Source organism: Streptomyces malaysiense, assembly GCF_000980885.2.
In the GTDB taxonomy this organism is placed as follows: Bacteria; Actinomycetota; Actinomycetes; order Streptomycetales; family Streptomycetaceae; genus Streptomyces; species Streptomyces malaysiense.
Genome location: NZ_LBDA02000010.1, coordinates 35,847 through 46,560, shown reverse-complemented (window position 1 = coordinate 46,560; position 10,714 = coordinate 35,847). Strand labels below are relative to the sequence as shown.

Annotated in this window: 10 protein-coding genes and 1 pseudogene; 4 read left to right on the top strand and 7 right to left on the bottom strand. The window is 74.4% G+C overall.

The annotated features are described in order from the left end of the window. Positions 1-449 (bottom strand): annotated as a pseudogene (locus tag VT52_RS05560) (hypothetical protein); the annotation flags it as partial. Positions 450-645: 196 nt separating this feature from the next. On the opposite strand from VT52_RS05560, the gene VT52_RS05555 reads away from it, so the two are divergent. Next, positions 646-1,848, top strand: a complete 1,203-nt coding sequence (locus VT52_RS05555) for an amino acid deaminase/aldolase (protein WP_046428048.1) — start codon at positions 646-648, stop codon at positions 1,846-1,848. A gap of 179 nt (positions 1,849-2,027) precedes the next feature. Here VT52_RS05555 and VT52_RS05550 read toward each other — a convergent pair whose 3' ends face one another. From VT52_RS05550 to VT52_RS05540, 3 genes are read right to left on the bottom strand one after another with little or no spacing between them, the layout of a single operon-like run. After that, positions 2,028-2,810 (bottom strand): 3-oxoacyl-ACP reductase, encoded by a 783-nt coding sequence (locus VT52_RS05550; RefSeq protein ID WP_046424413.1) that lies wholly within the window; start codon positions 2,808-2,810, stop codon positions 2,028-2,030. After that, positions 2,807-4,180: an aldehyde dehydrogenase family protein gene (locus VT52_RS05545; RefSeq protein ID WP_046424411.1), complete on the bottom strand. Its 1,374-nt coding sequence runs from the start codon at positions 4,178-4,180 to the stop codon at positions 2,807-2,809. The genes VT52_RS05550 and VT52_RS05545 overlap by 4 nt, the downstream gene beginning before the upstream one ends. A 58-nt stretch (positions 4,181-4,238) precedes the next feature. Beyond that, on the bottom strand, positions 4,239-5,597 hold the full coding sequence (locus VT52_RS05540) for a glutamine synthetase family protein (protein ID WP_046424409.1): 1,359 nt from the start codon (positions 5,595-5,597) through the stop codon (positions 4,239-4,241). A gap of 95 nt (positions 5,598-5,692) precedes the next feature. On the opposite strand from VT52_RS05540, the gene VT52_RS05535 reads away from it, so the two are divergent. Further along, positions 5,693-6,430 (top strand): FadR/GntR family transcriptional regulator, encoded by a 738-nt coding sequence (locus VT52_RS05535; protein WP_046424407.1) that lies wholly within the window; start codon positions 5,693-5,695, stop codon positions 6,428-6,430. Positions 6,431-6,474: 44 nt separating this feature from the next. Next, positions 6,475-7,161, top strand: a complete 687-nt coding sequence (locus VT52_RS05530) for a gamma-glutamyl-gamma-aminobutyrate hydrolase family protein (RefSeq protein ID WP_046424405.1) — start codon at positions 6,475-6,477, stop codon at positions 7,159-7,161. A 116-nt stretch (positions 7,162-7,277) separates the two neighbouring features. Here VT52_RS05530 and VT52_RS05525 read toward each other — a convergent pair whose 3' ends face one another. Further along, positions 7,278-8,210 carry a LysR family transcriptional regulator gene (locus VT52_RS05525; protein WP_046424403.1) on the bottom strand — a complete coding sequence of 311 codons (933 nt, stop codon included), beginning with the start codon at positions 8,208-8,210 and terminating at the stop codon, positions 7,278-7,280. Between the two features lie 71 nt (positions 8,211-8,281). On the opposite strand from VT52_RS05525, the gene VT52_RS05520 reads away from it, so the two are divergent. Further along, positions 8,282-9,451 carry a TDT family transporter gene (locus tag VT52_RS05520; RefSeq protein WP_046424402.1) on the top strand — a complete coding sequence of 390 codons (1,170 nt, stop codon included), beginning with the start codon at positions 8,282-8,284 and terminating at the stop codon, positions 9,449-9,451. On the opposite strand, the gene VT52_RS05515 is transcribed toward VT52_RS05520, so the two are convergent. Together VT52_RS05515 and VT52_RS05510 are read right to left on the bottom strand one after the other, a co-directional pair. After that, positions 9,363-10,085 (bottom strand): helical backbone metal receptor, encoded by a 723-nt coding sequence (locus VT52_RS05515; RefSeq protein ID WP_046424399.1) that lies wholly within the window; start codon positions 10,083-10,085, stop codon positions 9,363-9,365. The two genes, VT52_RS05520 and VT52_RS05515, sit on opposite strands and share 89 nt — an antisense overlap. Further along, on the bottom strand, positions 10,082-10,654 hold the full coding sequence (locus VT52_RS05510; protein ID WP_046424397.1) for a helix-turn-helix domain-containing protein: 573 nt from the start codon (positions 10,652-10,654) through the stop codon (positions 10,082-10,084). Before VT52_RS05510 ends, VT52_RS05515 begins: the two co-directional genes overlap by 4 nt. Positions 10,655-10,714 lie beyond the last annotated feature (60 nt).

The window sequence follows — 10,714 nt, the reverse complement described above, 5'->3', positions numbered from 1 at the left end:
GGCCGGAGCCGGGTGGTCGTCTCGGAGGCGTCCTCCGCGGCAGGACCCGCCCGGCCGGGCAGCCGGCCCGGCGACGGCACGGAACGGGCGGAACCGCCGCCGTCGGGCCGCGGGGAACCGCCCTGACGGCCGCCGTCCGCCGACGCGGGGCCGGTGCCGGTGCCGTCGCCCCCCGTGCCCATGGTGGGCGGGGCGTCGGGGAAACGGGCGGAGGCGGGGGGCGGCGGAGGGCTCAGGGTGTCGGCGGCCTCGGGGACGGTACGGCTCCGCGCCGGCCCGCTCGCCGGTCCGCCGCCGGCCGGGCCGCGCGGGGTGAAGACCGACGGCCCGTCACCGGGGTCGTCCCCCAGGGGCGCGTCGGCGTCGACCCGGGTCCCGCCCGCGCGGGGGGTGGTGGAGGCGGGCCGGGGGCCCGGGGGAACGGAGGAGTGGCGTGCTTCCGTGGTCATGCGTTCCCCGTTTCCTCGCGACCCGGGCCGTCTCCTCGTACCCGTACGACCGGACCGGCATCCCGGGCGGGTCCGTCGTACGTGCGCGTCACTCTACGGGTTGTCGGGGGCCGGGGCGGAACCAGTGCGCCAGGCCGGGGCACTTGCCCGGAACGTCCCTCTACCCTGCGGTAATCCCTTCTGGCAGGCTTCCGGCATGACTGCGCGTGCCGCCGACCGGGCCCGGTACGACCGGGCCACCGCCCATCTCGAAGCGCCGCTGGCGCTCGTGGACCTGGAGGCCTTCGACGCCAACGCGGCCGATCTGGTCCGCCGCTCCGGTGGCAAGCCGGTACGGGTCGCGAGCAAGTCCGTGCGCTGCCGTGCCCTGCTGGAGCGGGTCCTGGCCAAGGACGGCTTCCAGGGCGTCATGTCGTTCACCCTCGCCGAGTCGCTGTGGCTGGCGCGCTCGGGCTTCGACGACATCCTGCTCGCCTATCCCTCCGCCGACCGCTCCGGGTTCGCCGAACTGACCGCCGATCCCAAGCTCGCCGCCGCCGTCACCGTGGTGGTGGACGATCCCGCCCAGCTCGACCTCATCGACGCCGCCCGCGCCGGTGGACGCGAAGTGGTCCGGATATGCCTGGAGTTGGACACCTCGCTGAAGCTGCTCGGCGGCCGGGTGCGGGTCGGCGCCCGCCGCTCCCCGCTGCACTCGCCCGCCCGACTCGCCCAGCTCGCCGGGGTGGTGGCCGAACGCCCCGGGTTCCGGCTGGTCGGGCTCATGGCGTACGAGGGTCATATCGCCGGAGTCGGTGACGCGGTCGCCGGGCGGCCGCTGCGGTCCTGGGCGATCCGGCTGATGCAGGCCGCCGCCCGCCGGGAGCTGGCCGAGCGGCGCGCCGCGGCCGTGCGCGCGGTGCGGGCCGTCGCACCGGACCTGGAGTTCGTCAACGGCGGCGGCACCGGCAGTGTGCAGCACACCGCCGCCGAGTCCGCCGTCACCGAGATCGCGGCCGGCTCCGGGCTGTACGTGCCGCGTCTGTTCGACAACTACACGTCCTTCAGCGGCCGTCCGGCGGCGCTGTTCGCGCTGCCGGTGGTACGGCGGCCGGGCGTGGGCGCCGTCACCGTGCTCGGCGGCGGCTACCCGGCCTCCGGCGCCGCGGGCCCCGACCGCTCGCCGGTGCCGTACCTGCCCGAGGGTCTGGCGTACGACCCGCAGGAGGGCGCCGGCGAGGTGCAGACGCCGCTGCTCGGCTCGCCCGCCGACGATCTGCTGATCGGCGACCGGGTGTGGTTCCGGCACGCCAAGGCGGGCGAGCTGTGCGAGCGGTTCGCGTCGCTGCACCTCGTCGAGGGCGACGAGGTGACGGCGACCGTGCCCACGTACCGGGGCGAGGGGCACACCTTCCTCTGAGCGGGAGGGCCTGGCTAGTGCCGCGGCAGGCAGCGTTCGCCCGTCAAGGAGCGGCGTCCGGTGCGTGCTCTCGGCGTGCCGGACGGAAGCCCTCGTACTGGACGTACTCGGGCTTTCGGCCGGTGCGGCGAGAGTGCGTGCAGGGCGTCGCGACGGAGCGGACGTCGCCTGTTGCGGCACTAGAGGGGCGTGACGTACGCGCCCGAGATCCCCCCGTCCACCAGGAAGTCGGTGGCGTTGACGAAGGAGGAGTCGTCGCTGGCCAGGAAGGCGACCGCGGCGGCGATCTCCTCGGCCTCGGCGAACCGGCCCACCGGGATGTGCACGAGCCGGCGGGCGGCCCGCTCCGGGTCCTTGGCGAACAGCTCCTGGAGCAGCGGGGTGTTGACGGGCCCGGGGCACAGCGCGTTGACCCGGATGCCCTCGCGCGCGAACTGCACGCCCAGTTCACGGGACATGGCGAGGACGCCGCCCTTGGAGGCCGTGTACGAGATCTGGGAGGTGGCCGCGCCCATCCGGGCCACGAAGGACGCGGTGTTGATGATGGAGCCCTTCCCCTGGCGGCGCATGTAGGGGATCGCCGCCTTGCAGCACAGGTAGACGGAGGTGAGGTTGACCTCCTGGACGCGCTTCCACGCCTCCAGTCCGGTCTCCAGGATGGAGTCGTCGTCGGGCGGGGAGATGCCGGCGTTGTTGAAGGCCACGTCCACGCTGCCGTAGGTGTCGTACGCCGTCTCGAACAGCGCCTCGACCTGCTCGGCGTCGGTGACGTCGACCTTGGCGAAGAGGCCGCCCACCTCGTCGGCGGCGGCCTTGCCGCGGACCTCGTCCACGTCCGCGCAGACGACGTGGGCGCCCTCGGCGGCGAGGCGGCGGGCGGTGGCGAGGCCGATGCCGCTGCCGGCTCCGGTCACGACGGCGGTACGGCCGGCCAGGCGGCGGCAAACACTGTTGTCGGTCACTGTGCGGGGCCCTCCGTGCTGATGAAGACGTTCTTGGTCTCGGTGAAGGCGGTCAGGGCGTCGGGGCCGAGTTCCCGGCCGAGGCCGGACTGCTTGTAGCCGCCGAATGGGGTCCAGTAGCGGACGCTGGAGTGGGAGTTGACGGACAGGTTGCCCGCGCGCACGCCCTCGCAGACGCGCAGGGCGCGGCCGAGGTCGCGGGTCCAGACGGAGCCGGACAGTCCGTAGGGGGTGTCGTCGGCGAGGCGGATCGCGTCCCGTTCGTCGGTGAAGGGGAGCAGGACGGCGACGGGCCCGAAGATCTCCTCGCGGGCGGCCGGGCTGTCGTGCCGCTCCCCCACCAGGACGGTCGGTGGGAACCAGAAACCGGGTCCGCCGGGGGCGCTGCCGCGCAGGGCGGAGGCGCCGTCGGGGACGTACGACCGTACGCGCTCCCGCTGTGCCGCGGAGATCAGCGGGCCCATCTGGGTCTTCTCGTCGGCAGGGTCGCCCACGACGACGGCGGCGAGTGCGTCGGCGAGGATGTCGCGGGCCTCGTCGAGGGCCGTCTCCTGGACGAGGATCCGGGTGCGGGCGCAGCAGTCCTGCCCGGAGTTGTCCAGGAAGGAGAACGGGTCGAGGGCGGACTTCAGGTCGGCGTCGGCGAAGACGACGTTGGGGCTCTTGCCGCCGAGTTCCAGGGTGACCGGTTTGACCAGCCGGGCGCAGCGCTCCATGATCTCGCGGCCGGTGCGGGTGGACCCGGTGAACACGATCTTGGCCACGTCCGGGTGGTCCACCAGGGCGCGTCCGGCGGTGTGGCCGTGGCCCGGCAGCACCTGGAAGAGGTGCTCGGGCAGGCCCGCCGCCAGGGCGAGTTCGGCCAGCCGCAGGGCGGTGAGCGGGGTGGTCTCGGCGGGCTTGAGGACGACGGCGTTGCCCGCGGCGAGCGCCGGGAAGGAGCCCCAGGCGGCGATCGGCATGGGGAAGTTCCAGGGGGCGATCACGCCGACCACCCCCAGGGGTTCCCGGAAGGTGACGTTCCAGCCACCGGGCACCGGGATCTGCCTGCCCAGCAGGCGTTCGACGCCGCCGGCCGCGTACTCCAGCAGATCGCGGGCGTTGCCGGCCTCCCAGCGCGCGTTGCCGAGGGTGTGCCCGGCCTCGCGGACCTCCAGGCGGGCGAGTTCCTCCAGGTGCGCGTCGACGGTGTCGGCGAAGCGGCGCAGCAGCCGGGCCCGGTCGGCGGGGGCGAGCGCGGCCCAGCGGCTCTGGGCGCGCACGGCCCGTACGACGGCGGCGTCGACGTCCTCGGCGGTGGCGGCGGGGACGGTGGCGAGGACCTCTTCCGTGGCGGGGTTGAGGACCTTCAACTCGTCGGAGTCGGACACGGATCGACCTTTCACGGGCGGGCGGACCGGCGGGTGAGCGGACTTGGGGCGGGCCCGCTCACAGGCGCTCGAAGGAGCGGCGCAGCTCCCAGTCGGTGACGGCGGCGTCGAAGGCCTCCAGCTCGACGCGGGCCATGTTGCGGTAGTGGTCCACGACCTCGTCGCCGAAGGCGGCCTTGGCGATCGGGCTGTTCTCCCACAGCCCGGCGGCCTCGCGCAGGCTCGTGGGGACGTGTTCGAAGCCCGCGGTGTAGGCGTTGCCGGGGCAGGGCTCGGGGAGTTCGAGTCCCTGCTCGATGCCGTACAGGCCCGCGGCGACCAGTCCGGCGACGGCGAGGTAGGGGTTGACGTCGCCGCCCGGGAGGCGGTTCTCGAAGCGCGTGGAGCGGCCGTGGCCGACCACGCGCAGGGCGCAGGTGCGGTTGTCGTGGCCCCAGGCGACGGCGGTGGGGGCGAAGGAGCCGGGCTGGAACCGCTTGTAGGAGTTGATGTTGGGGGCGTAGAGCAGGGAGAAGTCGCGCAGGGCGGCGAGCTGTCCGGCGAGGAAGTGCCGCATCACCTCGGACATCCCGTCGGGACCCGCCATCGCGTTGGTGCCGTCGGCGTCGGTGAGCGAGAGGTGGATGTGGCAGGAGTTGCCCTCGCGCTCGTTGTACTTGGCCATGAAGGTGATCGAGACACCCTCCTGGGCGGCGATCTCCTTGGCGCCGGTCTTGTACAGGGCGTGCTGGTCGCAGGTGGTGAGCGCCTCGTCGTAGCGGAAGACGATCTCGTGCTGGCCGGGATTGCACTCGCCCTTGGCGGACTCGACCGTGAGCCCGGCGCCCGCCATGTCGTTGCGCAGCCGGCGCAGCAGGGGCTCGATGCGGCCGGTGCCGAGGATGGAGTAGTCGATGTTGTACTGGTTGGCCGGGGTCAGGCCCCGGTATCCCGCGTCCCACGCCTGCTCGTAGCTGTCCTTGAAGACGATGAACTCCAGCTCGGTGCCCACCTGGGCGGTGTAGCCGAGTTCGGCGAGCCGGTCGAGCTGGCGGCGCAGGATCTGCCGCGGGGCGGCGACGACCGGGGCGCCGTCGTTCCGGGCGAGGTCGGCGACGAGCAGCGCGGTGCCGGGGTGCCAGGGGATGCGGCGCAGGGTGACGGGGTCGGGGCGCATGGCGAAGTCGCCGTAACCGCGCTCCCAGGAGGACATCGCGTAGCCGTCGACCGTGTTCATCTCGGTGTCGACGGCGAGCAGGTAGTCGCAGCCCTCGGTGCCGTGCTCCAGCACCTCGTCGAGGAAGAAGCGGGCGGCGAACCGCTTGCCCTGGAGGCGCCCTTGCATATCGGGGAACGCCAGGACGACAGTGTCGATCTCACCGCTTTCCACGAGGACACGGAGTTCCTCGACGGGGAGCGGGGCTGTGCGGTCTGCCACGGAAAAGCCTCCTCGGGCGCTCTCGCGCTTCTTCGGCCGGGCCGGGAGCCATAAGGTATTGCTCAGAACCATTGCTTGGGAAGGGGGTGCGGCGGATGTCGTCTCACACGGAGTGGCACGGGGTGGGCGACCGGCTCGCCCCGGTGCTGCGGCCGGTGCGGGCGGGCAACGGCTTCGAGGAGGCCCTGGAGCAGATCCTCCAGGTGGTGCGGCTCGGCCTGGTGCCGGGCGGCGAACGGCTGCCGGCGGAGCGGGAGCTGGCGGAGCGGCTGGGGATCAGCCGGGTGACACTGCGCGAGGTGCTGAAGGTGCTCCAGGACCAGGGCCTGGTGGAGGCGCGGCGCGGGCGGTACGGCGGAACGTTCGTGCTGCCCCGCGCGGACGCCGCCGGCGAGGACGAGCTGCGGCGGCGGATCGCGGCGGTCGACGTCGAGGACGTGCTGCGCTTCCGCGAGGTGCTGGAGGTGGGCGCGGCCGGGCTGTGCGCGGCGCACGGGCTGACCGACGAGCAGGCCGAGCGGCTGCGGGAGGCGCTGGCCGAGACGCACGAGGCGCCGCTGGCCGACTACCGGCGCCTGGACACGCTCCTGCACCTGACCCTGGCCGAGCTGTGCGGCTCCCCCTCGCTGACCGCCCAGTACGCGGCGGTGCGGGCGCAGGTCAACGAGCTGCTGGACTGCATCCCGCTGCTGGTGCGCAACCTGGAGCACTCCCAGCGGCAGCACACCGCGCTGGTGGAGGCGGTGCTCGACGGGGACGCCGACGGCGCGCGGGAGATGATGCGGGAGCACTGCGCCGGCACGGCGGCGCTGCTGCGGGGCTTCCTGACGTAAGCGGATTCTGCAAAGGTATTGAAGTATACCTTTTGGAGGCTGGCGTGGGCGGACGACCGCTGATCGGTGTGAGCACGTATCTGGAGACCGGGACGCGCTGGGGGGTCTGGGAGCTGGAGGCCGCACTGCTGCCGGCCGCGTATCCGCGGCTGGTCCAGCGGGCCGGGGGCCTCGCCTGCATGCTGCCGCCGGACGACCCCGGACTGGCCGCGGCGGCGGTCGCCCGGCTGGACGGTCTGGTCGTCGCGGGCGGCCCGGACGTGGACCCGGGCCGCTACGGCGCCGGCCGCGATCCCCGCACCGGCCCGCCGGCCCCGGCCCGCGACGCCTGGGAACTCGCCCTGATCCACGCCGCGCTGGCCTCCGGCACGCCGCTGCTGGGCATCTGCCGGGGCATGCAGCTGCTGAACGTGGCGCTGGGCGGGACGCTGGTCCAGCACCTGGAGGGGCACACGGAGGCGGTGGGCGTCTTCGGCGCGCATCCGGTGAAGCCCGTACCGGGCACCCTGTACGCCTCCCTCGTCCCCGAGGGGGTGTCGGTCCCCACCTACCACCACCAGTCGGTGGCCCGCCTCGGCCGCGGTCTCCTGCCGTCGGCGCACGCGGAGGACGGGACGGTGGAGGCGGTGGAACTACCGGCGCACCGGGGGTGGGTGATCGGCGTCCAGTGGCACCCGGAGATGGGACAGGATCCGCGGGTGATGCGGGGGCTGGTCTCGGCGGCGGGCTGAACGGTCCCGGGTGCGGCGCCACCGCGGCGGGCCACACGGTGCTCCGAGCCCCTCACGGGGCCGTCGGTGCCGCCGGCGCGACGCTGGCGGGCGGGACTCCTCCGGCCGGCACCGGCTCACGCCCGCGTCAACGACAGCAGGTCCCGGGCCGGCCCCGTCGGCCGGTGCCCCTTCGGCCACACCGCCCGCAGGTCGCGCCGGAGCGGAACCCCCTCCACCGGCACCGCGACCAACCGCCGCGAGGCGAGCTCCTCCCGCACCGCCAGCTCGCTGAGCACCGACGGCCCCGCCCCGCTCACCGCCGACGCCTTCACCGCCGTGGTGGAGGACAACTCGATCAACGGCCGGGCCAGCCCCCCGAGCGCCGCGTCCAGCACCTGCCGCGTTCCCGACCCCCGCTCCCGCAGGATCAGCGGCGTCCGTCCCAGTTCCTCCGGCGAGAGCGGCCGGCGGCGCCGGGCCCAGGGATGCCCCGGCGCCGCCACCACGATCAGCCGGTCGCGCCCTATCACCACCGCGTCGAGCCCCGCGGGCACCGAGAGCCCCTCCACGAACCCCAGGTCCGCCTCCCCGGACAGCAGCAGCTCCGCCACCTTCGCCGAGTTCCCGGCCAGCAGCGACACCGCCGTGTCCGGCCGCTCGGCGTGCAGCGCCAGCAGCCAGCCCGGCAGCAGGTACTCGGCGATGGTCATGCTCGCCGCCACCCGCAGCCGGGAGTCCCGCCGGTCCCGCAGCGCCCGCGCCCCCGCGTCGAACGCGGCCGCCGCCTCCACCACCCGCCGCGCCCAGTCCGTCACCAGCACACCCGCGTCGGTGAGCCGGGACCCCCGCGGGGAACGGTCCACCAGGGCGACCCCCAGCTGCCGTTCCATCGACCGGACCCGGCTGCTCGCCGCCGGCTGCGTGATCCCGACCTCCCGCGCCGCCGCGCCGAGGCTCCCCAGCCGTGCCACCGCGAGCAGCAGTTCCAGCGCCGCCAGATCCGGCACCCGGTGCGCCAACGACCCCGTACCCTCGCGCCGCCCTCCGGGCCTCTCCGCCTCGCTCATAAACCCAGCTTATGCCCTCATAGAAGGGAACTCCCTGGTCAGCGACGATTGCCCCGGGCACGGTGGATGCCATGGTCACCGTCGCCCCGCCCCTCACCGCCGGCCGCGCGCCCCGCGCCGCCGGGGTCCGCCACCTCGGCCCGAACTGGTACGCCTCCGTCATGGGCACCGCCGCCGTCGGCACGGCGGGCACCGCGCTGCCGGTGGCCCTGCCGGACGGTCCGCACACCCTCCTCGCCGCGGTCTGGCTGCTGTCGCTGCTGATGCTGGTGACCCTGCTGGCGGCCCGCACCCTGCACTGGATCCACCATCGCGACCAGGCGCGCGCCCACCTCCTCGATCCGGCGATGGCCCCGTTCTACGGCTGCCTCTCCATGGCCCTGCTGGCCGTGGGCGGCGGCGCGCTGACCGCGGGGCACGACTGGCTGGGCACCCGAGCTGCCGTCGCCCTGGACACCGTGCTGTACACGGCGGGTACGGCGACCGGGCTGTGGGCGGCCGTGGCCGTGCCCTACCTGATGTCCGTACGGCACCGCATCGAGCCCTCCCAGGCGTCCCCGGTGTGGCTGCTGCCGCTGGTGGCGCCGATGGTGTCGGCCGCGCTCGGCCCGCTGCTCGTGCCGCACCTGCCGCCGGGCCAGCCCCGCGAGACCCTGCTGCTGGCCTGTCTCGCGATGTTCGGGCTCAGCCTGTTCGCCACCCTGCTGATGCTGCCGCTGGTCCTCGGCCGGCTGATCACCTCGGGCCCGCTGCCGCTCGCGCTCACCCCGACCCTGTTCCTGGTCCTCGGCCCGCTCGGGCAGTCCACCACCGCCGTCGGCTCGATCGCGAACGCGGCGCCCGGCGTCGTACCGGCCTCCTACGCGCACGGCCTCGCCGTGTTCTCCGTGCTCTACGGGGTGCCCGTGATGGGCTTCGCGCTGATGTGGCTGGCGCTGTCCGTCGCCCATCTGGTGCGGGCCCGTCGCCGGGGCATGGGGTTCGCGATGACCTGGTGGGGCGCCACCTTCCCGGTGGGCACCTGCGTGACCGGCGCGGCCGCCCTCACCCGGCACACCTCCCTCACCGCGTTCCAGGCACTGTCCGTCGCGCTGTACGCCCTGCTCGTCGCGGCGTGGCTCGCGGCGGCGTCCGGCACGGTGCGCGGGCTGCTCAGCGGTGAGCTGCTCGCAGGGCCTCGCCCAGCACCCGCGGCGCCCACGCCAGGGACGGGCCGTACCACGTCAGATCACGCCCGCTGACCAGCGCGCAGGCGAGGCCGGGGAAGGCCTCCGGGCCGTCCTCCGCGGTGAAGCGGTAGGGCTCGTCCGGCAGCACGACCAGGTCCGGGGCCGCCGCCCGCAACTCGTCCAGGGGGATGCGGGGGTAGCGCTCCGGATGGTCCGCGTACAGGTGGTCGACGCCGAGACGGGCCAGCACGTCGCCGGCGAAGGTGTCCCGCCCGACGACCATCCAGGGCCTGCGCCAGATCGGCACGACCGCCGTCCGGCGGTCGGCGGGCTCCGGCAGCGCGCTCCACGCCGCCTCCGCCTCCCGCAGCCAGCCCGGCCGCTCGGGCGCCCCGCACGCCGCCAGCACCCGCGCCAGCTCCACGAAGGCCCCCGGCACCGTCCGCACCTCGGTGACCAGGACCTCCAGCCCCGCCGCGCGCAGCGCGTCGAGGTCCGGGACGCGGTTCTCCTCCTCGTTGGCGATCACCACGTCGGGCGCCAGCTCGACGATGCGCTCCACCTTCGGGTTCTTGGTCCCGCCGATGCGGACGACGTCCAGGTCCTCCGGATGACCGCACCAGTCCGTGGCCCCGACGAGCGCCCCGGGCAGCGTCTCGGCCACGGCCTCGGTGAGCGAGGGGACCAGGGAGACGACGCGCCTCACCGGGACCGGTCCCGCACGGCCTCGATGTGCTCGGCCACCGCCACCACGACGATCCGGGTGTCCGGCACGGTCGCCCGCCAGCGGTGTCTGACCCCGCCGGTGAGGTACAGCGTGTCGCCGCGGCCGAGGCGGTACGCGCGGCCCTCGGCCTCGATCTCGACGGCGCCGTCGGCGACGTACATCAACTCGTCGTTGCGGTGCTGGAACTCGCGGCCCGCGTCGTGGTCGCCGGTGAACTCGGAGGCGTGCAGCTGATGGTGGCCGCGGACCAGGTTGCGGGTGCGGGGGGCGAAGTCGTCCTCGGCGAGGGGTTCGGCGCGCACCAGGTCGACGGTGGCCGCCGGGTCCGCCGCGGCGAGGAGTTCCACGGCCGTGGTGCGCAGCGCGTCGGCCAGCTTCTCCAGGGAGGTGCTGCTGGGCCGCGCCCGGTCGTTCTCCACCTGGCTGAGGAAGGGCACGGACAGGCCGGTGCGCTCGGCGACGACCGCCAGGGTCAATTCCAGGGCACGCCGGCGCCGCCGGACCGCCGCGCCCACCCGTACGGGCTGCTGCTCTTTGTGGTCGCCCATCGCTCCGGCTCCCTCCCCCGCTCGTGGTGCGTTCCTCACATGGCTTCACTGCACCCTACG

Bases quoted from the DNA above. Each gene is read 5' to 3' on its own strand.
- VT52_RS05525 (WP_046424403.1), bottom strand. From the start codon at position 8,210: ATGAGCGAGGCGGAGAGGCCCGGAGGGCGGCGCGAGGGTACGGGGTCG.
- VT52_RS05535 (WP_046424407.1), top strand. From the start codon at position 5,693: ATGTCGTCTCACACGGAGTGGCACGGGGTGGGCGACCGGCTCGCCCCG.
- VT52_RS05520 (WP_046424402.1), top strand. From the start codon at position 8,282: ATGGTCACCGTCGCCCCGCCCCTCACCGCCGGCCGCGCGCCCCGCGCC.
- VT52_RS05555 (WP_046428048.1), top strand. From the start codon at position 646: ATGACTGCGCGTGCCGCCGACCGGGCCCGGTACGACCGGGCCACCGCC.
- VT52_RS05510 (WP_046424397.1), bottom strand. From the start codon at position 10,654: ATGGGCGACCACAAAGAGCAGCAGCCCGTACGGGTGGGCGCGGCGGTC.